The sequence below is a fragment of the Puerhibacterium puerhi genome (genome assembly GCF_009846865.1).
GTDB classification, from domain to species: Bacteria; Actinomycetota; Actinomycetes; order Actinomycetales; family Cellulomonadaceae; genus Puerhibacterium; species Puerhibacterium puerhi.
On the sequence record NZ_WUWN01000042.1, the window covers coordinates 1 to 22,944 of the forward strand.

General features: G+C 75.5%; 23 protein-coding genes. 18 read left to right on the forward strand and 5 right to left on the reverse strand.

Annotated features, from left to right (window positions below; translation table 11 throughout):
* Positions 1 to 163 precede the first annotated feature (163 nt).
* Positions 164 to 1,120, forward strand: a complete 957-nt coding sequence (locus GSF02_RS15530; protein ID WP_235915620.1) for a tyrosine-type recombinase/integrase — start codon at positions 164 to 166, stop codon at positions 1,118 to 1,120.
* 59 nt (positions 1,121 to 1,179) lie between these two features.
* Here the strand turns inward: GSF02_RS15530 and GSF02_RS15535 are convergent, their stop codons facing one another.
* Positions 1,180 to 1,956 (reverse strand): murein hydrolase activator EnvC family protein, encoded by a 777-nt coding sequence (locus tag GSF02_RS15535; protein ID WP_159798148.1) that lies wholly within the window; start codon positions 1,954 to 1,956, stop codon positions 1,180 to 1,182.
* 574 nt (positions 1,957 to 2,530) lie between these two features.
* On the opposite strand from GSF02_RS15535, the gene rpsB reads away from it, so the two are divergent.
* The 7 genes from rpsB to GSF02_RS15570 all read left to right on the forward strand — a co-directional run bounded on the left by rpsB (position 2,531) and on the right by GSF02_RS15570 (position 8,552).
* Entirely contained in the window at positions 2,531 to 3,457 is a 927-nt protein-coding gene (gene rpsB, locus GSF02_RS15540; RefSeq protein WP_159798150.1) for a 30S ribosomal protein S2, read from the forward strand.
* 109 nt (positions 3,458 to 3,566) lie between these two features.
* The gene (gene tsf / locus GSF02_RS15545) at positions 3,567 to 4,406 is read left to right on the forward strand and encodes a translation elongation factor Ts (RefSeq protein ID WP_159798152.1); all 840 of its coding nucleotides are present in this window, start codon (positions 3,567 to 3,569) and stop codon (positions 4,404 to 4,406) included.
* 135 nt (positions 4,407 to 4,541) lie between these two features.
* Positions 4,542 to 5,285 (forward strand): UMP kinase, encoded by a 744-nt coding sequence (pyrH, locus tag GSF02_RS15550; protein WP_159798154.1) that lies wholly within the window; start codon positions 4,542 to 4,544, stop codon positions 5,283 to 5,285.
* An 84-nt stretch (positions 5,286 to 5,369) separates the two neighbouring features.
* Complete coding sequence (frr, locus tag GSF02_RS15555) at positions 5,370 to 5,927, forward strand: ribosome recycling factor (RefSeq protein ID WP_159798156.1); 558 nt, start codon at positions 5,370 to 5,372, stop codon at positions 5,925 to 5,927.
* Complete coding sequence (locus GSF02_RS15560; protein ID WP_159798158.1) at positions 5,927 to 6,790, forward strand: phosphatidate cytidylyltransferase; 864 nt, start codon at positions 5,927 to 5,929, stop codon at positions 6,788 to 6,790. Before frr ends, GSF02_RS15560 begins: the two co-directional genes overlap by 1 nt.
* Before the next feature lie 116 nt (positions 6,791 to 6,906).
* Entirely contained in the window at positions 6,907 to 8,001 is a 1,095-nt protein-coding gene (rlmN, locus tag GSF02_RS15565; RefSeq protein ID WP_235915624.1) for a 23S rRNA (adenine(2503)-C(2))-methyltransferase RlmN, read from the forward strand.
* A complete protein-coding gene (locus GSF02_RS15570; protein WP_159798162.1) occupies positions 7,998 to 8,552 on the forward strand; it encodes a DivIVA domain-containing protein in 555 nt (184 codons plus the stop codon). Before rlmN ends, GSF02_RS15570 begins: the two co-directional genes overlap by 4 nt.
* Before the next feature lie 42 nt (positions 8,553 to 8,594).
* Here GSF02_RS15570 and GSF02_RS15575 read toward each other — a convergent pair whose 3' ends face one another.
* Positions 8,595 to 9,053 carry a MerR family transcriptional regulator gene (locus GSF02_RS15575; RefSeq protein WP_235915621.1) on the reverse strand — a complete coding sequence of 153 codons (459 nt, stop codon included), beginning with the start codon at positions 9,051 to 9,053 and terminating at the stop codon, positions 8,595 to 8,597.
* Between GSF02_RS15575 and GSF02_RS15580 the strand changes: the two genes are divergently transcribed.
* A complete protein-coding gene (locus GSF02_RS15580; protein ID WP_159798164.1) occupies positions 9,052 to 10,359 on the forward strand; it encodes an MFS transporter in 1,308 nt (435 codons plus the stop codon). The two genes, GSF02_RS15575 and GSF02_RS15580, sit on opposite strands and share 2 nt — an antisense overlap.
* On the opposite strand, the gene GSF02_RS15585 is transcribed toward GSF02_RS15580, so the two are convergent.
* A complete protein-coding gene (locus GSF02_RS15585; RefSeq protein WP_235915622.1) occupies positions 10,314 to 11,039 on the reverse strand; it encodes a hypothetical protein in 726 nt (241 codons plus the stop codon). The genes GSF02_RS15580 and GSF02_RS15585 overlap by 46 nt on opposite strands.
* A gap of 198 nt (positions 11,040 to 11,237) precedes the next feature.
* On the opposite strand from GSF02_RS15585, the gene dxr reads away from it, so the two are divergent.
* The 4 genes from dxr to GSF02_RS15605 all read left to right on the forward strand — a co-directional run bounded on the left by dxr (position 11,238) and on the right by GSF02_RS15605 (position 16,064).
* Positions 11,238 to 12,410 carry a 1-deoxy-D-xylulose-5-phosphate reductoisomerase gene (gene dxr, locus GSF02_RS15590; RefSeq protein WP_159798165.1) on the forward strand — a complete coding sequence of 391 codons (1,173 nt, stop codon included), beginning with the start codon at positions 11,238 to 11,240 and terminating at the stop codon, positions 12,408 to 12,410.
* A 139-nt stretch (positions 12,411 to 12,549) separates the two neighbouring features.
* Entirely contained in the window at positions 12,550 to 13,839 is a 1,290-nt protein-coding gene (locus GSF02_RS15595; protein WP_159798167.1) for a M50 family metallopeptidase, read from the forward strand.
* Positions 13,840 to 14,016: 177 nt separating this feature from the next.
* Positions 14,017 to 15,159, forward strand: a complete 1,143-nt coding sequence (gene ispG, locus GSF02_RS15600; protein ID WP_201308960.1) for a flavodoxin-dependent (E)-4-hydroxy-3-methylbut-2-enyl-diphosphate synthase — start codon at positions 14,017 to 14,019, stop codon at positions 15,157 to 15,159.
* 11 nt (positions 15,160 to 15,170) lie between these two features.
* Positions 15,171 to 16,064 carry a GNAT family N-acetyltransferase gene (locus GSF02_RS15605; RefSeq protein WP_159798171.1) on the forward strand — a complete coding sequence of 298 codons (894 nt, stop codon included), beginning with the start codon at positions 15,171 to 15,173 and terminating at the stop codon, positions 16,062 to 16,064.
* 66 nt (positions 16,065 to 16,130) lie between these two features.
* On the opposite strand, the gene GSF02_RS15610 is transcribed toward GSF02_RS15605, so the two are convergent.
* Positions 16,131 to 17,024 (reverse strand): Fpg/Nei family DNA glycosylase, encoded by an 894-nt coding sequence (locus tag GSF02_RS15610; RefSeq protein ID WP_159798172.1) that lies wholly within the window; start codon positions 17,022 to 17,024, stop codon positions 16,131 to 16,133.
* A gap of 81 nt (positions 17,025 to 17,105) precedes the next feature.
* On the opposite strand from GSF02_RS15610, the gene GSF02_RS15615 reads away from it, so the two are divergent.
* Positions 17,106 to 18,944 (forward strand): proline--tRNA ligase, encoded by a 1,839-nt coding sequence (locus GSF02_RS15615; protein WP_159798174.1) that lies wholly within the window; start codon positions 17,106 to 17,108, stop codon positions 18,942 to 18,944.
* A gap of 47 nt (positions 18,945 to 18,991) precedes the next feature.
* Here the strand turns inward: GSF02_RS15615 and GSF02_RS15620 are convergent, their stop codons facing one another.
* Positions 18,992 to 20,182 (reverse strand): DUF4439 domain-containing protein, encoded by a 1,191-nt coding sequence (locus tag GSF02_RS15620; protein WP_159798175.1) that lies wholly within the window; start codon positions 20,180 to 20,182, stop codon positions 18,992 to 18,994.
* A 196-nt stretch (positions 20,183 to 20,378) separates the two neighbouring features.
* On the opposite strand from GSF02_RS15620, the gene GSF02_RS15625 reads away from it, so the two are divergent.
* The 4 genes from GSF02_RS15625 to GSF02_RS15640 all read left to right on the forward strand — a co-directional run.
* A complete protein-coding gene (locus GSF02_RS15625; RefSeq protein WP_159798177.1) occupies positions 20,379 to 20,930 on the forward strand; it encodes a ribosome maturation factor RimP in 552 nt (183 codons plus the stop codon).
* A gap of 1 nt (position 20,931) precedes the next feature.
* Entirely contained in the window at positions 20,932 to 21,993 is a 1,062-nt protein-coding gene (nusA, locus tag GSF02_RS15630; protein ID WP_159798179.1) for a transcription termination factor NusA, read from the forward strand.
* A 113-nt stretch (positions 21,994 to 22,106) separates the two neighbouring features.
* Positions 22,107 to 22,385: a YlxR family protein gene (locus tag GSF02_RS15635; protein WP_235915623.1), complete on the forward strand. Its 279-nt coding sequence runs from the start codon at positions 22,107 to 22,109 to the stop codon at positions 22,383 to 22,385.
* Between the two features lie 165 nt (positions 22,386 to 22,550).
* On the forward strand, positions 22,551 to 22,944 hold a 394-nt coding region (locus GSF02_RS15640; protein WP_201308959.1), incomplete at its 3' end, for a translation initiation factor IF-2 N-terminal domain-containing protein.

Genomic DNA, 22,944 nt, shown 5'->3' on the forward strand with positions numbered 1-22,944 from the left:
GCCGCGGCCGGCGGGGGCGGCGGCGGGCGGGCCCGGCCGGTAGCCCCGGGCTGGGACGGGGCTCAGTGACCGCGGCCCAGGCGGCCGGCCTGCGCGGCAGCGGCGCGACACGCGCCGCGGCGCTTGCCCCGGCGCACGGAGGCGCCGGGGGAGACTGGCGGCGATGGCCGCCACCGACCCGACCCCGGACCTCCCGCCCCTGCCGCCGGCGATGGGGGAGGCCGTCGCGCGCTTCGCCCAGCACCTCGACAGCCAGCGCGGGCACTCGGCGCACACGCGCCGCGCGTACGTCGCGGACGTGACCGGGCTGCTGCGCTACGCGGTGCGGCACGGCGCCCAGGGGATGGATGACCTGCAGCTGCCGGTGCTGCGGGCGTGGCTGGCGTCGCAGGCCGACCGCGGCCTCGCGCGCAGCACGCTCGCGCGGCGCGGCGCGGCGGCGCGGGCCTTCCTGCGCTGGGCGCACCGCGCCGGTCTCGTGGCCCACGACCCGTCCGCGCGCCTGGCCAGCCCCAAGGTGCCCCGGGTGCTGCCCACGGTGCTCACCGGGGACGCCGCCGCCCGGATGCTCGACACGGCGCGCGACGACGCCGCGGCGGCCGAGAGCGACGCACGGCCTGCCGCGATGCGGGCCTGGGCCGCGGCGGAGCTGCTGTACGGCTCCGGCATCCGCGTCGGGGAGCTCGTCACCGTCGACGTCGACGACGTCGACCCGGCCGAGCGCCTCGTCCGCGTGCTCGGCAAGGGCGGCAAGGAGCGGGTGGTGCCGTTCGGCGTGCCCGCCGCCCGCGCCGTCGACGCCTGGCTGGACGAGGGGCGCCCGGCGCTCGAGACCGCCGCGAGCGGAGCGGCCCTGCTGCTGGGCGACCGGGGCGGCCGGTGGGGCCAGCGCCAGGTGCGCGAGGCGGTGCACCGGCTCGCCGCCCGGGCGGGCGTCGACGACGTCGCCCCGCACGCCCTGCGGCACTCCGCGGCCACTCACCTGCTGCAGGGCGGGTCGGACCTGCGCAGCGTGCAGGAGGTGCTCGGGCACGCCAACCTGGCGACCACCCAGCGGTACACCCACGTGGACGCCGAGCGCCTGCGTGCCGTCTACGCCCAGGCGTTCCCGCGCGCCTGAAGGCGCTGCGGGCGGGCGCCCCGCGGCGAGTCCTCGGCACGCCGGCCCGGCACGTCGTCTCACCGCGACGGCAGCAGGACGATCGGCGCCGCGCGCCCCAGCAGCGCCAGGGGGTCCAGGTACGTCTCGCCCCGGCGCACGCCCCAGTGCACGCACGTGGCGGGTGCGCAGTGGTCGGGGTTCGCGTCGTCGCCCGGCCCGGAGGCGAGCGTGCCCACCGGCTCGCCCGCGGCCACCTGCGTGCCGACGGCCACGGTGGCCGCGACGGGCTCCAGGCTCGAACGGAGCCCGTCGCGGTGGGTGACGACCACCGTCGGCTTGCCGGCCACCGAGCCCGCGAACGTCACGACGCCCGCGGCCGGCGCCCCGACGGGATCGCCGATCGCGGCTCGCAGGTCCACGCCGCGGTGCCCGGCGAGCCACTCCTGGGCGGGCGGGTCGAACGGCCGCGCGACCTCGCCCGCGACCGGGGCGACGTAGCCGTCCGCCGCCTGGGGCCCGGACAGGACTGGGCCCGCCGGGCCGAGCCCGACGAGCACCGGGCCGGCGGGCCCGACCGGGCCGGTGACCGTCCAGGCGGCGACGGGGGCCGTCGCGCGCGGGACGGCAGAGGAGGCCGGGGTCGTGAGCGCGGCGAGGAGGAGCGCGGCCACGGTCGCGCTCGCCGTCACGCCGGCCGCGACCCGCGCGCCGTGCGCCTGGCCCGTCACGCGTCGGACGGTGCGCCCGGCGCTGGGCGCGCCCCTCGGCCGCGGGCCGGTGGACGCCCGGCGCCGTGCAGCGTTCGCGCCGAGGGCGGCGCCGGCGTCGTGCGAGGCGGTGCTCCGAACGGTCATGCGCCCACGGTGGCCGCCCACCGCGGCGAGCGGCAGGGCCGCCGGGACGCCCTGGGGACGACCGCGGCAGCCCGGCGGTTGGGGGCAGCCTCGCCGTGGCGCCGTGGCGTGCCCGTGCCGAGCGCCGATCCCGGCGACGTGCGGCCTGACGTGCGACGGCCGCCGCACGGCCGCCGCGCGGCCGCCCGCGGGGCAGGCCCGCGGCGGTGCCCGGGTCGGGTAGACTGACAGTCGCGATCGGTACGTCCACGCCACGCTCCCCGGAACACCGCACCCGGCTCGTCCGCGAGCCCGGAGGCAGAGCGCCGCGGCGCGGCAGGCGCACCGGTCGACTTCGCGCGTCATGACGCGCTCCGCTCGTCGGCACCCGCCGGCGCGCGGGGAGCGACCGCCTCGGCTGCGGTCCGCCCGCCCCAGGTCCCCGGACCCGGGCGCGCGCGGTGCCGAGCGGTGTGGCGCCAGGGGTGCGGCCGACCGGCTCGCACCGTCAACCCAGCACGCGGCCGCCCTCGGCGGCCGCCAGATGCGCGCGGGACACGGGAGGATCCCGGCCCGCGCGGCGAAAGGACCAGTCATGGCCGTCGTGACCATGCGACAGCTCCTCGAGAGCGGTGTCCACTTCGGGCACCAGACCCGCCGTTGGAACCCGAAGATGAAGCGGTTCATCTTCACCGAGCGCAACGGCATCTACATCGTCGACCTCCAGCAGTCGCTGTCGTACATCGACCGCGCCTACGAGTTCGTCAAGGAGACGGTCGCCCACGGTGGGTCGATCCTCTTCGTCGGCACCAAGAAGCAGGCGCAGGAGCCGGTCGCCGAGCAGGCCTCGCGCGTCGGCATGCCCTACGTGAACCACCGCTGGCTGGGCGGCATGCTCACGAACTTCACCACCGTGCACAAGCGCCTCCAGCGCCTCAAGGAGCTCGAGGAGATCAACTTCGACGACGTGGCCGGCTCCGGCCTCACGAAGAAGGAGCTCCTGGTGCTGCGCCGCGAGAAGGACAAGCTCGCGCGCACCCTCGGCGGCATCCGCGACATGGCCAAGGTGCCGTCCGCGGTGTGGATCGTCGACACCAACAAGGAGCACCTCGCCGTCGACGAGGCCCGCAAGCTGGGCATCCCCGTCGTCGCGATCCTCGACACCAACTGCGACCCCGACCAGGTCGACTACGCGATCCCGGGCAACGACGACGCGATCCGCTCCGTCACGCTGCTCACCCGCGTGATCGCCGACGCCGCCGCCGAGGGCCTGCTGCAGCGCCACTCCGGCCGCACGGGTGCCGAGGCCACCGCCGAGGCCGAGCCGCTGGCCGAGTGGGAGCGCGAGCTCCTCGCGGGCGCCGAGGCCGCGCAGACCGAGCCGACGCCGGGCCCCGAGGTCCCCGCCGGCAACGCCGCGCCGACCGAGGGTGCCTCCGGCGCCGAGGCGGCCGTGACCCCGGGCGACGACGCCGCCCCGGCCGCGGACGTCGCCGGCGTGGCCGAGCCGAAGTCCGAGTGAGCTGACGCGGGCCGGGGGTCGAGCGACCCCCGGCCCGCCGCCCACCCGAACCCTCCCGGCGCCGCGCGCGGCGCGCCGCCGGACCCACCAGCACGGAGGAACCCCCACCATGGCGAACTACACCGCCGCTGACATCAAGGCTCTGCGCGAGCGCACCGGCGCCGGCATGCTCGACGTCAAGAAGGCCCTCGACGAGGCCGACGGCAACGCCGAGAAGGCCGTCGAGATCATCCGCGTCAAGGGCCTCGCCCGTGCCGCCAAGCGCGAGGGCAACGCGACCTCCGAGGGCCTCGTCGCCGTCAAGGTCGAGGACACCGCCGCGGGCCAGGCCGCGACGATCATCGAGCTCAACTCCGAGACCGACTTCGTCGCGAAGAACGAGAAGTTCATCACGCTGGCCGACAACGTCCTGGCCGCCGTCGCCAAGGCCGGTGCCGCCGACCTCGACGCCGCGCTCGCCGCGGACGCCGACGGCCAGACCGTCGCCGACCTGGTCGCCAGCCAGGGCGCGACCATGGGCGAGAAGATCGTCCTGCGCCGCGTCGCCCGCGTGGAGGGCCCCAAGGTCACCACGTACCTGCACCGCACGGCCAAGGACCTCCCGCCGTCGATCGGCGTGCTCGTCGTCACCGACGAGGCCGGCGAGTCGGTCGCCAAGGACGTCGCGCAGCACGTCGCGGCCATGGCGCCGAAGTACCTCACCCGCGAGGACGTCCCGGCGGACGTCGTCGCCAAGGAGCGCGACATCGCCGAGCAGACCTCGCGCAACGAGGGCAAGCCGGAGGCCGCGCTGCCGAAGATCATCGAGGGTCGCCTGAACGGCTTCTTCAAGGAGGCCGTCCTCGTCGACCAGCCGCTGGCCAAGGACCCCAAGGTCACGGTCGGCAAGCACGTCGAGAACGCCGGCGGCTCCCTCAAGGAGTTCGTCCGCTTCCGCGTCGGCAACTGAGCCACGCCGGGTGGCCCGGCCTCACCCTGCAGCGGTGAGGCCGGGCCGCTCGCGCATCCGGACCCCGTCGGGGCCGCGGGTGCACCCGCACGACCCAGCACGACCCAGCACGACCGAGCGACAGGACGGTGGCCGATGACCGCGACGCACGAGACCTCCACGACGCAGCCCCCGGCACGGCGGGTCCTGCTCAAGCTCTCCGGCGAGGCGTTCGGCGGCGGCAGCGTCGGTCTGGCCGTCGACGTCGTCCGCCGCATCGCCCGCGAGATCGGCGACGCCGTCCGCCAGGGCGTTCAGGTCGCGATCGTCGTCGGCGGCGGCAACTTCTTCCGTGGCGCCGAGCTGTCGCGCGCCGGCCTGGACCGCGCCCGCGCCGACTACATGGGGATGCTCGGCACGGTGATGAACTGCCTGGCCCTGCAGGACTTCCTCGAGCAGGACGGCACCACGACGCGCGTGCAGACGGCCATCACCATGGGCCAGGTCGCCGAGCCGTACATCCCGCTGCGCGCGATCCGGCACCTGGAGAAGGGGCGCGTCGTGATCTTCGGCGCCGGCGCCGGCATGCCGTACTTCTCCACCGACACCACCTCGGTGCAGCGGGCCCTGGAGACGCACTGCGACGAGGTGCTCATGGGCAAGAACGGCGTCGACGGCGTCTACACCGCAGACCCGCGCACCAACCCCGACGCCGAGCGGCTCGAGCACCTGACCTACACCGACGCGCTGGTGCAGAACCTCGAGGTCATGGACGCCACGGCGCTGAGCCTGTGCCGCGACAACGACGTGACGATGCGCGTCTTCGGCCTGGAGGGCGACGGCAACGTGACGCGCGCGCTGCTGGGCGAGAAGATTGGCACGCTCGTCACGGCGCGGTGACGCTCCACCCCGAGCAGGCCACCCGGTACGCAGCAGGGCACGCAGCACGCCATCGAAGCACGAGATCTGACTTAGGAGACACCGGTGATCGACGAGACGCTCCTCGAGGCCGAGGAGAAGATGGACAAGGCGATCGAGGTCGCCAAGGAGGACTTCGCGGGGATCCGCACCGGCCGCGCGAACGCCGGCATGTTCAGCAAGATCACCGTGGACTACTACGGTGCGCCGACGCCGCTGCAGCAGCTCGCCTCGTTCAACATCCCCGAGGCGCGCACCGTGCTCGTGTCGCCCTTCGACAAGGGCGCGATGAACGTCATCGAGAAGGCGCTGCGCGAGTCGGACCTGGGCGTCAACCCGTCCAACGACGGCAACGTCATCCGCCTGGTGCTGCCGGCGCTGACCGAGGAGCGCCGCCGCGACTACGTCAAGCTGGCCAAGACCAAGGCGGAGGAGGCGCGCGTGACCGTGCGCAACATCCGCCGCCGGGCCAAGGAGACGCTGGACCGCATCGTCAAGGACGGCGAGGCCGGCGAGGACGAGGTCGCGCGCGCGGAGAAGGAGCTCGAGGCCCTCACCCGCAAGCACGTGGACCAGGTGGACCAGCTGCTCGCCGGCAAGGAGAGCGAGCTGCTCGAGGTCTGATGGAGGCCGCACCGCTCGACCCGGCGGCGGGGGACGCCGAGCCCACCGCGCCCCTGCCGTCGCGCGCGGGCCGCAACCTGCCCGCCGCGATCATCTCCGGCGTCGCGCTGCTCGTCGCCTTCGGCCTGTCCCTGTGGTTCCGCCCGGAGCCGTTCGTCGCGCTCGTCGTCCTGGCCGTCGGCGCGGGCCTGTGGGAGCTGCGCCAGGCGTTCGCCCGCCAGCAGGTCCGCCTGCCCTACTGGCCGCTCCTGGTCGGCGGCGCCGGGGCGGCCGTCTCGGCGTTCACCGGCGGCCCCGAGGGGCTGCTGCTCGCCTACGTGCTCACCGTGGCGGCCGTCGTCGTCTGGCGCCTCATCGACGGGCCCGGCCCGCAGGCGCTGCGCGACGCGGCCGCCGGCGTCTTCGCCGCCACGTACGTGCCGTTCCTCGCCGGGTTCGTCGTGCTGCTGCTCGGCCAGGCCGACGGGCGCGAGCGCGTCGTGCTGTTCGTGCTGCTGGCGGTCGCCAACGACACCGGCGGGTACATCGCCGGCGTGCTGTTCGGCCGCCACCCGCTGGCCCGCACCGTCAGCCCCAAGAAGAGCTGGGAGGGCTTCGGCGGGTCGGTGGTGCTGGCCGTGGGGGTCGGCGTCGCCGGCGCCGTCGGGGGCCTGGGGGCCTCGCCGTGGCTCGGCGTGGCCCTGGGTGTGATGGTCGCCATCACGGCGACCCTGGGCGACCTGGCGGAGTCGCTCATCAAGCGCGACCTAGAATTGAAGGACATGGGTTCGCTGCTCCCGGGCCACGGGGGCGTGCTGGACCGAATCGACTCGCTGCTGGCCACCGCCCCGTTCGTCTACCTCGTGCTGTCGGTGGCCGCGTAAGGAAACCTCTCATGGCCTCTCGAACCGCCGCGCCCACCACCGTCGCGCCGCGCCCGACGGACCTCGGCGTCCCGTCCGTCCGGCCCTCGGACGAGACCAAGCCGGTGCCGCTGCAGATGGCGCCGCGCCGGCGCGGCAAGCCGCCGCGCCACTTCGCCGACCTCACGCCGGCCGAGCGGGTGGCGTCGGTCGAGGCGATGGGGGAGAAGCCGTTCCGGGCCAAGCAGCTCGCGACGCACTACTTCACGCACTTCACCGCCGACCCGGCGGAGATGACCGACCTGCCCGCCGCCACGCGCGACGAGGTGGCCCGCACGATGTTCCCGCAGCTGATCCGGCCCACGCGCCGGCTCGAGGCCGACGGCGGCACCACGGTCAAGACGCTGTGGCACCTGTTCGACGACGCCAAGGTCGAGTCGGTGCTCATGCGCTACCCGAACCGCACCACGCTGTGCGTCTCGAGCCAGGCCGGGTGCGGCATGGCCTGCCCGTTCTGCGCCACCGGCCAGCTGGGGCTGACCCGCAACCTGTCGACGGCGGAGATCGTCGAGCAGGTCCGCGCGGCGATGCGGTCGCTCGCCCGGGGCGAGATCCCCGGCGGCCCGACCCGCCTGAACAACCTCGTCTTCATGGGCATGGGCGAGCCGCTGGCCAACTACAAGGCCGTCATCGAGACCGTGCGCACGCTGGTCGCCCCCCAGCCCGAGGGCCTGGGCATGTCGGCGCGCAACATCACGGTCTCCACCGTGGGTCTGGTGCCGGCGATCGAGAAGCTCACCAAGGAGGGCATCCCGGTCACCCTGGCACTGAGCCTCCACGCGCCCGACGACGACCTGCGCAGCGAGCTGGTGCCGATCAACACCCGCTGGAGCGTCGACGAGGCGCTCGACGCCGCCCGCCGCTACTTCGAGGTCACCGGCCGACGCGTGTCGATCGAGTACGCGCTGATCAAGGACATGAACGACCACGCGTGGCGCGCCGACCTGCTCGGCGAGAAGCTCAACGCCCGTGGCAAGGGCTGGGTGCACGTCAACCCCATCCCGCTGAATCCCACGCCGGGTTCGATCTGGACGGCGAGCGAGCGTGCCGTGGAGGCCGAGTTCGTGGCACGATTGCGCGCGCACGGCATCCCGACGACGATCCGGGACACCCGCGGGTCGGACATCGACGGTGCGTGCGGCCAGCTGGCGGCCGACGAGGAGGACGAGTGAGCAGCGCGCTGTTCGGCACCGTGTCGAAGCTGCGGACCGGGTACGACCGGGACGAGGTCGACGAGTTCTTCGACCACGCCCGCCAGGCGTACGAGGGCCGCTCCGCCGAGCCGATGACCAGCGGTGACATCCAGACCGCGACGTTCGAGCTGGTCCGCGGGGGCTACGACACGCACGAGGTCGACGCTGCGCTCGACCGCCTCGAGGCCGCGTTCGTGGCCCGCCAGCGCCAGGAGTACGTCAGCCAGCACGGCCAGGAGTCCTGGATGACCGCCCTGGCCGAGCGCGCCCGGACCCTGTACGGCCGGCTGGGCCGGCCCGCCGGCGAGAAGTTCGCCCCCGCCCCGCGCGGGCAGGTCGGCTACGACAAGGACGACGTCGACGCGCTGTGCGAGCGCCTGGTGGGGTACTTCGACCGCCAGGAGCCGCTGACCGCTGCCGAGCTGCGCGGGGCGACGTTCGGCCGCGCGCGCGGCGCCGACGGGTACGCCGAGGCGCCGGTCGACGCCTTCTTCGCCCGGGCCGTCGAGGTGCTGCTCGGCGTCGAGTGACGCCGCGGTTCTGGTCCGAGGTCGCCGGCCGAGGAGCTGGTACTAGTCCGACGCCGCCGGCGTGACGGCGCCGTCCAGCAGCGACGAGTGCTCCGTGCGCGCCAGGAAGTCGCGGACCGTGTCGCGGCTGCGCGTGAGGCACGCGATGCGCTCCTCGATGCCTGCCAGCTCGGTGGCCAGGAGCTCCGCCACCGTGCGCGAGCAGGTGGGCAGCTCGCCGGCGGCGGCGTGCTCCATGTCGAGGAGCACCTTGACCAGGCGGGTCGGCAGGCCGGCCCGCACGAGGCCCGCGACGCGCGCGACGCGGGCGACGTCGTCCTCGTCGTACGTGCGGTAGCCGTTGTCCGCGCGCTGCGCCGTCAGGAGCCCCTGCTGCTCGTAGTAGCGCACGAGCCGGGGTGCGACCCCGGCGCGCGCGGCGAGCTCGCCGATCTTCATCCGGGTGCCCCGCTTCCCCGCCTTGACATTGACATCAATGTCAAACTCTAGCGTCGTCGGCATGACGACTCCTCGCCTTCCCGGCCAGCACCCGTCGCCCGCCCGCAGGGCCCGGCGCCTGGTGCCCGCCCCCGCGCCCGCCAGCCTCGTCGGCCTGCCGTGGCGCTCCCTGCTGGTGCTCGGCGCCGCGACGTTCGTGATGGTCGCTGCCGAGATGCTGCCGACGGCGGTGCTGGGCCCCATGAGCGCGGGCCTGGGGGTGTCGGAGGCCAGCACCGGCGTGCTCGTCTCGGTGTGGGCCGCCACGGTCGTGGTGGCGAGCTTCCCGCTCGTGCGGCTGACCGCCCGACGCGACCGTCGCACCGTGATCGCTGCGGCGCTCGTCGCCCTGGCAGCCTCAGCGGCGCTGACGGCCGCCGCGCCGGTCTACGAGGTCGCCGTGGGCGCGCGGCTGCTGGGCGCCGCCGCCGTCGGTCTGCTCTGGGCGACCGCGAACGCCTACACGGCCGACCTCGTCGCGGACGCGCTGCTGGCGCGCGCCGTCGCCGTGGTCCTGGGCGGGGCGACCCTCGGCATGGTGCTCGGCACCCCGCTGGCCAGCCTCGCCGCACGGACCGTCGGCTGGCGGGCGGCCTTCGCCGGGCTCGCCGTCCTCGCGCTGGCGGTCGCCGTGCTGGTTCGGACCGTGGTCGCTCCGGCTCGGCAGACCGCCCCGGCTCCTGCGTCCGACGCCGGCGCGCAGCAGGCGGATGCTTCGCCGACGGCCGGGGGTGGCGCCTGGCCGATGATCGCGCTCACCGCGGCCGTGGGCGTGCTGCTGGTCGGCCACTACGGCGCGTACACGTTCATCACGCGGCTCGTCGAGGCGCCGGCGCGCGAGACGCCCGGCGGGACGAGCGGCCTGCTGCTCCTCTTCGGCGCGGCCTCGGCGGCGGGCGTCGTGGTCGCGGGGCGGTTCGGCGCGCGCTCGGCGCTGGCCCTCGCGGTCGCCGGCGCCGGCACCGCCACCGCCTTGCTGGGCCTCGGTGCCGTGGGCGTGCACCCGCTGCTCGGCGCGGCCACGGTGGCGCTGTGGGGTGTCGCGTCAGGGGCGTTGCCGCCCGTCGCGCAGGCGGAGATCCTGAGGCTCGGCGGCCCGGCGCGCCGGGCCACGGCCGGCGCGCTGATCCCGGTGGTGTTCAACGGTGGCATCGCCGTCGGCGCCGCTGCCGCTGCGGCGCTCGTCGCCGACGCGGGCGCGAGGGCGCTGCCCGTCCCCGCCGCCGTCGTCGTCCTCGTGGCCACGGCGGCGGCCACCGTGGCGGTGAGAAGCGTGCCGAGGGCTCAGCAGGGCGGCGCGACCGGCTCCCCGGTCCCCGTGCGCACGTAGGCGTCGGAGACGTAGTTGCCCGGGCCGATCTTGTTCCACAGGTCGGTGGTGCCGAGCGGGCCGGACACGGTCTGGCCCCGCTCCGTGCACAGCACCGGCACGCGCGCGTGCTCCGCCGCCAGGCCGGTGCGCGCGTAGCCCGTGCCGGGGCCCGTGCGGACGTTCACCGGCGTCCCGCTCGGGTGGATCACGCCGGTCGCGGCGTCGCCCTGCCACAGGAACGTCACGTCGACCCAGGCGTTGGACGTCAGCCCCAGCCCGTCCCAGAACGTGCCGTCGGCCAGGTCGATGCCGGCCGGGTTCGTCACGGTGCGGCCGTACTGGTCCTGGCCCTCGCGGTGCCCGGAGCGGGACGCGGCCTGCGCCTGCGGGACGCCCCGCGGCAGGTCCGTGAAGCCGTGCCGGGTGGCGCTCCAGTAGTCGTCGGTGGTGTTCCACGGGCCCACGTCCCACACGGGCGCGTACTCGCAGCGGGTGGTGCCCGCCACGCAGACCCGCACGGAGTACGTGCCGGAGCCCCGCGGGGACAGCGCGCGCGCCGACGGCAGCGCGACGAAGTGGTCGTCCTCGGCGATGACGTGCCCGTTGGCGGTGGTCGCGCCGACGAGCCCCTCGCGCGTGGCGTACACGCGGTGGGTCTCGCCGTCGCCGTCGGCGGCGGCAGGGGCGGCGATGCCCACGGCGCCCGTGAGGGCTGCGACGCTGGCGACCAGGGCGGTGCGGCGGTGTCGATGCGGGTGTCGACGCGGGTGCCGACGGCGGTGTCGGCCCACGATCCTCGGAGTGCGCATGCGCTCGAAAGTAACCCGGGTCACACATCTGCGCGCGCCGAGCCCGGGCACGGTCGCCGGGGCCCCGGGCCTGGGAGGATGGCTCGCATGTCGCAGCGCACCGTCACGCTCCTCGGGTCCACCGGCTCCATCGGCACGCAGGCGATCGACGTCGTCACCGCCCACCCGGACCGGTTCCGGGTCGAGGCGATCAGCGCCGGCGGCGGCGACGTCGGCCTGCTCGCCGACCAGGCGGCGCGGCTGCGCGTCGCGGCGGTCGGCGTGGCCGACGCCGCCCGGACCGAGGAGCTGCGCGCCGCGCTGGCCGCGGCGGGCGCCGCGGGCGTCGAGGTCCTCGCCGGCCCGGACGCCGCCACCGAGCTGGCCGGCCGGGGCAGCGACGTCGTGCTCAACGGCGTGACGGGCTCGGTCGGGCTGCGGCCCACGCTCGCCGCGCTGGGTGCCGGCTCGACGCTCGCGCTGGCGAACAAGGAGTCCCTCGTGGTCGGCGGCGCGCTGGTCAAGGCCGCGGTGCGCCGCGAGGCCCAGATCGTGCCGGTGGACTCCGAGCACTCCGCCATCGCCCAGGCGCTGCGGGGCGGGGCGCGCGCCGAGGTGCGGCGGCTGGTCCTGACCGCCAGCGGCGGGCCGTTCCGCGGCCGCTCGCGCGACGAGATCAAGGCAGCGACGCCGGAGCAGGCGCTCGCGCACCCCACGTGGGCGATGGGCCCCGTGGTCACGATCAACTCCGCCTCGATGATGAACAAGGGGCTCGAGCTCATCGAGGCGCACCTGCTGTTCGACGTGCCGGTCGACGACATCACCGTGGTGGTCCACCCGCAGTCGGTCGTCCACTCGATGGTCGAGTTCGTCGACGGCTCCACGATCGCGCAGGCCTCGCCGCCCGACATGCGCCTGCCCATCGCGCTGGGCCTGTCGTGGCCCGACCGGCTCGACCCCGTCGCCACGCCGTGCGACTGGTCGCGCGCCACCGAGTGGACGTTCGAGCCGCTCGACGAGGAGACGTTCCCGGCCGTGCGCCTGGCCCGGCACGCTGCGGCGGCCTCGGCCACGCACCCGGCCGTCTACAACGCCGCCAACGAGCAGGCCGTCGCGGCGTTCCTGGCGGGACGGATCGGCTTCGCGGACATCGTCGCGACCGTCGAGCGGGTGCTCGGCGAGCACGACGGCGTCGCGGTCGGCGCCGTCACCCTGGCCGACGTCGACGCGGCCGAGGCGTGGGCACGCTCCCGCGCCGACGAGCTCCTCGCGCGGCGTTAGCGTGCCGGTCGATCGGGCGGCCGGGCAGGCGTCTGCGCCGGCAGTCCTCGTGAAGGTCCTGCGCTGATCCTCGGGGCACGCGCCGCAGGTCCCACCGCCGACCCAGGGACCGCCCAGGCGGGTCGCCTACGCTCGGGGTGTGAGCGTCGTGGTCGGCATCGCCGTGGTCCTGGTCGGCATCGTCGTGTCCATCGCCCTGCACGAGCTGGGCCACATGGTCCCGGCGAAGGCCTTCGGCGTGCGCGTGAGCCAGTACATGATCGGGTTCGGCCCCACGCTGTGGTCGCGCCGGCGCGGCGAGACCGAGTACGGCGTCAAGGCGATCCCGCTCGGCGGCTTCGTCCGGATGGTGGGCATGATGCCCGGTCCGCGCCCCGGCCAGAAGCCGGCCCGCGGGTTCGTCGGGCAGGTGATCGACGACGCGCGCCGGGCGTCGGCCGAGGAGATCCGCCCCGGCGAGGAGCACCGCGCCTTCTACCACCTGTCGACGCCGAAGAAGCTCGTCGTCATGCTCGGCGGGCCGGTGATGAACCTCGTGCTCGCCGTCGTCATCGCCGCCGTGGTCATGGTCGGGATCGGCCAGCAGACCCCGACCGCGACCGTCGAGGCGGTCAGCGCGTGCGTCCCGACCGCTACCGCCACCGAGGCCGAGCCGTGCCCGGCCGGCGCGGCCGAGGCGCCCGCCGCGGCCGCCGGCCTGCAGCCGGGGGACCGGATCGTGTCCTACGACGGCGTGGCGGTCTCCAGCTGGGACGAGCTCACGACGGCCATCGCCGACGGCGGTACGGGCGCCGCGGTGCCGGTCGTGGTCGAGCGGGACGGTGCGCGCCAGGAGCTGCAGGTGACGCCCGTGGACGCCACGCGCGCGGTCACGACGGCGGACGGCGGCACGGACACGGTCACGTCGGCGTTCCTCGGCGTCTCGCCGCGCTTCGAGCACGTGCCCGCCCCGCTGACCGAGGTGCCGCTTGCCGTGGGCGAGATGGTCGGCGCCACGGCGAGCGGCGTGGTGACGCTGCCGGCCAAGGTGGCCGAGGCGGTGGGGCAGGCGTTCAGCGGCGAGGAGCGCTCGCAGGACTCGGTGATGTCGGTCGTGGGCGTCGGCCGGGCGGCCGTCGACGTGGCCGGCGCGGACTCGAGCGTGCTGTCCCGCGTGCAGATGCTGCTGAGCCTGCTGGCGTCGCTCAACGTCGCGCTGTTCGTCTTCAACCTCATCCCGCTGCTGCCGCTCGACGGCGGGCACGTGGTCAACGCCCTCTACGAGGGCGGCCGGCGCACGGTGGCGCGTGTGCGCGGCGCGCGGGTGCTGCCCGGCCCCGCCGACGTGGCGCGGATGATGCCGGTGGCGTACGTGATGTTCGTCGTCCTCGTCGGGGTCGGCGTCGCGCTCATGCTCGCCGACGTCGTCGACCCGGTACGGATCACCTGACGCGTCGGCGCAGGTCCGCGCCGCCGTCCGCGGCGCGGGGGAGAGGCGTGCGCGTCGTGCGGCCCGCTCGACCCACCGGTGAAGATCGCGGGGAGGTCCCGGCGCGGCGCCCGGCCGCGGCACGGCGTGTCGCCCGGGGCGCGCGATACTGGTCCCGTGAGCACTGTCAACCTCGGTATGCCCGCCGCACCGGCCCCCGTGCTGGCACCCCGCCGCAAGTCCCGCAAGATCCGCGTGGGCAAGGTGGAGGTCGGCGGCGACGCTCCCATCAGCGTCCAGTCCATGACGACGACGCCGACCACGGACATCAACGCCACCCTGCAGCAGATCGCGGAGCTCACGGCCGCCGGCTGCGACATCGTGCGCGTGGCCGTCCCGTCCGCCGACGACGCCGCCGCGCTCCCGGCGATCGCGAAGAAGTCGCAGATCCCGGTGATCGCCGACATCCACTTCCAGCCCAAGTACGTGTTCGCGGCCATCGACGCCGGCTGCGCGGCCGTGCGCGTGAACCCGGGCAACATCCGCAAGTTCGACGACCAGGTCAAGGAGATCGCCCAGGCGGCCAAGGACGCCGGCGTCTCCCTGCGCATCGGCGTCAACGCCGGCTCGCTCGACCCGCGCCTGCTCGCCAAGTACGGCAAGGCCACCCCCGAGGCGCTCGTCGAGTCCGCCGTGTGGGAGGCGTCGCTGTTCGAGGAGCACGACTTCCACGACTTCAAGATCTCGGTCAAGCACAACGACCCGGTGGTCATGGTGCGCGCCTACGAGATGCTCGCCGAGCGCGGCGACTGGCCGCTGCACCTCGGCGTCACCGAGGCCGGCCCCGCGTTCCAGGGCACCATCAAGTCGGCCACCGCGTTCGGCGCGCTGCTGAGCAAGGGCATCGGCGACACCATCCGCGTGTCCCTCTCGGCGCCGCCGGTCGAGGAGGTCAAGGTCGGCACCCAGATCCTGCAGGCGCTCAACCTGCGCCCCCGCAAGCTCGAGATCGTCTCCTGCCCGTCCTGCGGCCGCGCCCAGGTGGACGTCTACTCGCTCGCCGAGAAGGTGACCGCCGGTCTCGAGGGCCTGACCGTCCCGCTGCGCGTCGCCGTGATGGGCTGCGTCGTCAACGGCCCCGGCGAGGCGCGGGAGGCCGACCTCGGCGTCGCGTCCGGCAACGGCAAGGGCCAGATCTTCGTCCGCGGCGAGGTCGTCAAGACCGTGCCCGAGGCGATGATCGTCGAGACGCTCATCGAGGAGGCCATGCGCATCGCCGACGCGATGCCGGCCCCCGGGAACGACGCGCAGGCCGGCGCCCCGGTCGTCACGGTCGGCTGACCGAGGCCCGCGTGCGACCCCCAGCGACCACCGGGCTCCGGGAGGCGCGGCTGCTCGGGCCGGCCGACCTGCCGGCGGCGCTCGCGGTGTGCGCGGCCGACCCCGTGGCCGCCGTGCTGGCCGCCGGCCGTCTGGAGATCGCGACGCGCGCCGGGCTGGGGGCCGCGGGCGGCCAGGTCTGGGGCTGGCCGGCCGGCGGCCCGCTGCGGGCCGTGTGCTGGTCGGGCGCCAACCTGGTGCCCGTGGTCCCCGACCCGGCGGACCTGTCGGAGGCGATCGACGCGTTCGCCCGGGCCGCTCGCCGGCAGGGGCGGCGCTCGTCGTCGATCGTGGGGTCCTCGGGCGCCGCGCTCGGCCTGTGGCACCGGCTGGAGGCGCACTGGCCGCCCGCGCGGGAGGTGCGCGCGCACCAGCCGTCGCTCGCGATCGACCGCGACCCGGACGTCGAGCCCGACCCGCGCGTGCGCCTGTCGCGGCCCGACGAGCTGGCCCTCGTGCTGCCGGCGTGCGTGGCGATGTTCACCGAGGAGGTGGGCTACTCGCCGGTCGCGGGCGGCGGCACCGCCTACCGGGAGCGCGTGCGGTCGCTCATCGAGGAGCGCCGCTCCTACGTGCGCCTCGAGCGGGCCGACGACGGGCCGGACGCCGAGACCCTGGTCGGCTTCAAGGCCGAGCTCGGCGCCGTGGCCCTCGGCGTCGCGCAGGTGCAGGGCGTGTGGGTGGACCCGCGCTACCGCGGCCGAGGCTGGTCCGAGACCGGCATGGCCGCCGTCGTCGCCGACGCCCGGGCGCGCGTGGCGCCCGTGGTCTCCCTGTACGTCAACGGGTACAACTCCCGGGCCCTGCGCTCCTACCTGCGCGTGGGCTTCGAGCAGGTGGGCACCTACGCGACCGTGCTGTTCTGACCCTGCTGTCGCCGACCGTGCTGTCCTGACCCTGCTGTCCTGACCGTGCGGCCCTGAGCCCGCGCCCTACTTCAGCAGCCGCGACAGCCTGCGGTCCGCGAGCACCTGGCCGCCGGTCTGGCAGGTGGGGCAGTACTGCATCGACCGGTCGGCGAACGAGACCTCGCGCACGGTGTCCCCGCACACCGGGCACGGCTCGCCGGTGCGCCCGTGCACCCGCATCCCGGCGCGCTTGGCGTCCTTGAGCTCCTTGGCCGGCCTGCCCGCCGACGCCGCGACCGCCGCCGTCAGCGTGCCGACCACCGCGGCGTGCAGCGCCGTCGTCTCGGCGGGCGTGAACGAGCGGGTGAGCCTGTACGGCGAGAACCGCGCCACGTGCAGGATCTCGTCGGAGTAGGCGTTGCCGATCCCGGCGATCGCCGACTGGTCGCGCAGCAGGCCCTTGACCTGCTGGTTGCGCGCCGCGAGCAGCGCGCCCAGGGCCTCGACGGTGAACGCGTCGGACAGCGGCTCGACGCCGAGGGTGCGCACCTGCTCGACCTCGTCGGGGGAGCGGACCACGTGCACGGCCAGCCGCTTGGTGGTCCCCGCCTCCGTGAGGTCGAACCCGGAGCCGTCGTCGAGCCGCACGCGCAGCGCGATCACCGCCCCGCGCGCGGACCCGCCCAGCCGCGGCCGCACCGCCGTCGCGGGCGCCTCGTCGTACCAGCGCAGCCACCCGCCGCGCGACAGGTGCGCCAGCAGGTGCGGGTCGACGCCGTCGTCGTCGAACGTCGCCATGTCCAGCCACTTGCCGTGCCTGGCCCAGCCGCGCACCGTGGCGCCGACCAGCGCGGTCACCGGCGGGTCGTAGGTCTTGAGCGCGGCGATGTTCCCCACGTCGGCACCGACGACGGTGCGGCCGACGGTCCGCTCGCCCAGGAACCGGGCGAGCGCCTCCACCTCGGGCAGCTCGGGCATGGGCTCATCGTGGCGCACGCCGCCGACGTCGGCGCGCCGGACCGTCCGGGGGCGGCGCCGCGCGCCGATATCCTGGGCGCCATGTCTTCTGCGTCCGTCCCCGGTGGGACCACGAAGGGCGACCTGCTGCGCCTGTCCAGCCTCTTCGTCCGCACGCTGCGGGAGGACCCGGCCGACGCCGAGGTCGTCTCGCACAAGCTGCTCGTGCGGGCGGGCTACATCCGCCGCGCGGCTCCGGGCATCTACACGTGGCTGCCGCTCGGCCTGCGCGTGCTGCGCAAGATCGAGGCGATCGTGCGCGAGGAGATGGACGCCATCGGCGGCCAGGAGGTGCACTTCCCGGCCCTGCTGCCCCGCGAGCCGTACGAGGCGACGGGCCGCTGGGAGGAGTACGGGCCCAACCTCTTCCGGCTCAAGGACCGCAAGGAGGCCGACTACCTCCTGGCGCCCACGCACGAGGAGATGTTCACCCTGCTGGTCAAGGACCTCTACTCCTCGTACAAGGACCTGCCGGCGATCATCTACCAGATCCAGACGAAGTACCGCGACGAGGCCCGCCCCCGCGCCGGGCTCATCCGCGGCCGCGAGTTCGTCATGAAGGACTCCTACTCGTTCGACCACACCGACGCCGGACTCGACGTCTCCTACGGCAAGCACCGCGACGCCTACGAGCGGATCTTCCAGCGCCTGGGCCTGGAGTACGTCATCGTCTCGGCCATGTCCGGCGCCATGGGCGGCTCCCGCTCGGAGGAGTTCCTCTCGCCGTCCCCGATCGGCGAGGACACCTACGTGCGCTCCGCGGGCGGGTACGCCGCCAACGTCGAGGCGGTCGTGACGCCGGTGCCGGACCCTGTGCCGTACGACGACGCCCCCGCCGCGCACGTCGAGGACACCCCCGACACCCCCACCATCGACACGCTCGTCGAGGTCGCGAACGCCAAGTTCCCGCGCCCCGACCGGGCGTGGACGGCCGCCGACACGCTCAAGAACGTCGTGCTGGCCCTCACGCACCCGGACGGGCGGCGCGAGCTGCTCGTGGTGGGCCTGCCGGGCGACCGCGAGGTGGACCTCAAGCGCCTGGAGGCGGCCGTCGCGCCGGCCGAGGCCGAGCCCGCCACCGAGGCCGACTTCGCCGCGCACCCCGAGCTGACCAAGGGCTACATCGGCCCCGGCGTGCTCGGCCCGCAGGGCGCCCAGGTGACCGACCCCGAGACGGGGGAGCGCCGCTCGGCGATCCGCTACCTGCTCGACCCGCGCGTCGTGCCCGGCACCCGCTGGATCACCGGGGCCGACGAGCCTGGCCGGCACGTCTTCGACCTCGTCGCGGGCCGCGACTTCACGGCCGACGGCACCATCGAGGCGGCCGAGGTGCGGGCCGGCGACCCGGCCCCCGACGGCTCGGGCCCGCTCGAGCTGGCCCGCGGCATCGAGATGGGCCACATCTTCCAGCTCGGCCGCAAGTACGCCGCGGCGCTCGGCCTGACCGTGCTGGACGAGAACGGCAAGCAGGTCGTGGTGACCATGGGGTCCTACGGCATCGGCGTCACGCGGGCGCTCGCGGCGCTCGCGGAGGCCAACAACGACGAGCGCGGCCTGGCCTGGCCCCCGCACGTGGCGCCCGCGCACGTGCACGTGGTCGCCACCGGCAAGGGCACCGAGGTGTTCGAGGCCGCCGAGCGCATCGCCCAGGGCCTGGCCGAGCGCGGCGTCGAGGTGATCTACGACGACCGGCCCAAGGTGTCGCCCGGCGTGAAGTTCGCCGACGCCGAGCTGCTGGGGGTCCCGCTGCTGCTCGTGGTCGGCCGCGGCCTGGCCGACGGCGTCGTCGAGGTGCGCCCGCGCGCCGGCGAGGCCGAGCAGGTGGCGGTCGACGACGCCGTCGAGGTCACCGCGCGTCGCGTGGCCGAGCTGCTCGCCTGACCAGCGGCATCGTCAGGGGCGGGTGCCCCCGCGCGACGCCCGGGTCGTCACGACCCGGGCGTCGCCGGTGCGGGGGCGGTGCCCGCGTCCGGGGTCGCGGACCCGCTCGCCGACGGCGACGCCGTCGCGTCCTGCTCCGGCAGCCCCGGCAGGTCGGCGACGTCGGCGCCCCACGCGTCGAGCGTCAGCGCCCCGTCGGCGAGCAGGTCGACCAGCACGGTGCGCGTCCCCGCGGCCGTCGTGGCGACGAGGCTCGCGTAGTCCGTGGCCAGCCCCTGCTCGAGCCGGCGCACCAGCGCGGCGTCGTCGAGGTCGGCCGGGACGGCGTACGCGACGCGGCGCGGGTCCTGGTCCGTCCCGTCGAGGCCGCCGAGTGCCGCCCAGCCCTGGGCCCGCTCGCGGTGCACGGCCGCCCGGGCCGCCAGCCTGCCCCGCGCGTCGCCCGACGCCCGCGCGGCGCGCAGCTCGAGCGCGTACCCGGCGGCGTCCTCGGACGCGACGAGCGCGGCGAGGTCGTCGGCGGTCAGGCCCTCGGGCACCCGGTCGGCGCCCGCGCCCGGCGCGCTCGTCGCGACCGGCGCGGACGCGTCGTCCGACGGCGAGGGCGAGGCGCTCGGCGAGGCAGCCGGGGTGGGCACCACGGGGGCGGTGCGCTCCGGCGCCTCGACGTCCGCCGCCTTCGCGAGCCGCGCGGCCGACACCGACTGCGCGGCCGACACCGACGCGAGCAGGCGCGCCAACGGGCCGTCCGACGTCGTGCCGGCGGCGACGCGGGTGCGCGCCGCGGCGTCGGCCAGCGCCGCCACCACGTCCGCGGGCGTGACGGTGGCCGCGGGGCTCGGCGACGGGGACGGCGAGCCGCTCGCGAGGTCGTCGGTCAGCTCGTCGGCGACCCCCGAGTCGTAGACGCCGCCCAGGGCCTGCGCGTGCTCCCGCGACTGCGCGGCCACCCGCTCCAGCTCCGCAGCGACCGCCTCGGACGGGACGGCGCCCGCGGACGCGGCGGCGTCGGCGTCCTGCGCCACGAGCAGGGCGTCGTCCACGGCCGTGCGCCGCACCTGCTCGAGCGCGCCGGGGACCGGCTCGCCCGGCGGCGCCGACTCCACCCGCAGCCCGCAGCCGGCCAGGGCCGCGGCGAGCAGGACGGCCGCCGCGAGGCGGCGGCGCGGGCCAAAGCGGCTATCGGTCGGGGCGGGCGCGGGGCGGTCGGCGCGCGCGGCGCCCGGCAGGGGTTCCATCGCCGCCGATGATGCCACGCGCTGCGGGCGCTCCCGCGCCGCCGCCGCGCCGCCGGCGAGCGGGCGGCGTGGGCAAGAGCACGCCGCCGCGGCGCGAGGCGGCGGCACAGTTCGTTACCCTTGACCTCGCACAACAACACACCGGTCGTGCCGGACCCGGGCGTGAGACCAGGATGAGGCCGGCGGGAGGCATTCGATGACGGAGCAGGGCCGCGGGAACGTGGCGGACGCGGTGCGCGAGGTCGTGGGGCCGGTGGTCGCCGGCGCCGGGCTGTGGCTCGAGGACGTCCAGGTCTCGCGGGCGGGCGCCCGCTCGGTCGTGCGCATCACGCTGGACCTGCCCGAGGACGCGATCGGCAGCCTCGACTCCGACACCCTCGCCGAGGCCTCCCGCGAGGTCTCCGCGGCGCTCGACGCCGACGACGTCGTGCCGGGCGTGTACACGCTCGAGGTCTCGACGCCGGGCACGTCCCGGCCGCTGACGCAGCCGCGCCACTTCCGGCGCGCGCGCACGCGGCTCGTGACGCTGCGGCTCGCCGACGGCCGGGACCTGACCGGCCGGCTGACGGACGTCGTCGAGGACGGCGACGGGCAGGCACTGGTGCTCGAGGACGGCGCCCGCGTGCCGCTGGACCAGGTGCGCAAGGCCAAGGTCGAGGTCGAGCTGAAGCGCCTCGAGGACGACGATGACGCCGCCGGCGACGCCGCGGCCGACGACGCGGGCGAGACCCGCACCCAGGAGGGCTGACATGGACATCGACATGAGCACGCTGCGGCTGCTGGAGCGCGAGCGGGACATCAGCCTGGACGTGCTGGTCGAGGCGATCGAGCAGGCCCTCCTGTCCGCCTACCACCGGACCCCGGACGCGCACCGCAACGCCCGCGTCGAGCTGGACCGCCGCTCCGGCCACGTGACGGTGTGGGCGCGCGAGGAGATCCGCACGCCCGACCCCGAGGACCCCGAGGCGCACCCGCGCGTCGACCTCGGCCCCGAGTTCGACGACACGCCGCACGACTTCGGCCGCATCGCGACGGCCACGGCGCGCCAGGTCATCGTGCAGCGCCTGCGCGACGCCGAGGACGACCAGGTGCTCGGCATGTTCCGCGGCAAGGAGGGCGAGGTCCTCGCGGGCGTCATCCAGCAGGGGCGCGACCCGCGCGTCGTGCTCGTGGACGTCGGCGGCACCGAGGCCGTGCTGCCGCCGCACGAGCAGGTCCCGACCGAGGACTACGCCCACGGCGAGCGGCTGCGCGCGTTCGTCGTCGAGGTCTCCCGCGGCATGAAGGGCGCGCAGGTGACCCTGTCGCGCACGCACCCCGGGCTCGTGCGCAAGCTCTTCGAGCTGGAGGTGCCCGAGGTCGCCGACGGGTCGGTCGAGATCATGGCGGTGGCCCGCGAGGCCGGGCACCGCACCAAGGTCGCCGTGCGCTCGCGGGTGGCGGGGCTCAACGCCAAGGGCGCGTGCATCGGCCCGATGGGTGCGCGCGTGCGTGCGGTGATGACCGAGCTGCGCGGCGAGAAGATCGACATCGTCGACTGGGCCGAGGACCCGGCGCGGTTCGTCGCCAACGCGCTGTCGCCGGCGCGCGTGACGTCGGTCACGGTCGTCGACCGCGACGCCAAGGCCGCCCGCGCCGTCGTGCCGGACTACCAGCTGTCGCTCGCGATCGGCAAGGAGGGGCAGAACGCCCGCCTCGCCGCGAAGCTGACGGGCTGGCGGATCGACATCCGCTCCGACGCCGAGGGCGCCGAGGGTGCCGGCGCGGGCGCCGCGGCCGGTCACGGCACCCGGGAGCGCGACGACTCGTGACGGGTCGCGGTCCCGCCGGGGCCGACCCGCGCGCTAGACTGTCCAGGACCGGGCCGCGCGCCCACGACCCTGCACACCCCCGCACCCCCTCACCGACCCTCGCGGCCGGCCCGGTGCGCACGTGCGTCGGGTGCCGGGAGCGCGACCTGCGGTCGGCACTCCTGCGGCTGGTCCTCGCGCCGGCCACCACGGCGTCGCCGTCGCCCGAGGGCGGCCCGGCGGTGGTGGTGGACGAGCGCAAGGCCCTGCCGGGGCGCGGCGCCTGGCTCCACCCGGACCGTGCCTGCCTGGACCTCGCCGCACGACGGCGGGCCGTGCCCCGCGCGCTGCGTGTGGCCGGACCGCTCGACCTGGGGCCGGTCCAGGACTATCTGGAGCGTCACGGCCGTTGAAGCACCGTCCCGACCGGGACCCACGAGGGGTCTCGGCCGCACCACGTGTACGTCGACAAGGAAGCGGGTCAGAAGCCGATGGGCACCCGATGAGTCCCCTGCGATGAGTACTCGTTACTGACGACGGTCCTTTCCTGCCTCGGGGAGGGCCGAGACAGGAGAGATGTGGCAAAGATTCGTGTCTCCGCGCTCGCAAAAGAGCTCGGGAAGACGAGCAAGGAGCTCCTCGCCGCGCTGAAGGACGCCGGTGAGTACGTGAGCTCGGCGTCCTCGACGCTCGAGGCGCCGGTCGAGCGCATGATGCGCGAGAAGTTCAAGGACGCGGCCCCCGCGGCCAAGTCCGAGGCCCCCGCGAAGCCCGCGGCCCGGCCGACCCCCAAGCCTGCCGCGGACACCGCGCCGCAGCCTGCCGCCGCGGCCGCCCCGGCCCCGGCGGCGCCTGCCGCGCCGTCCGTGCCCGACCAGGCGGCCGCCTCCGCGCCCAAGCCGGGTGCCTCGCGGCCCGCCGCCCCCAAGCCTGCCCCGCAGGCCCCCGCGCAGCCCGAGGCGCCCGCCGCCT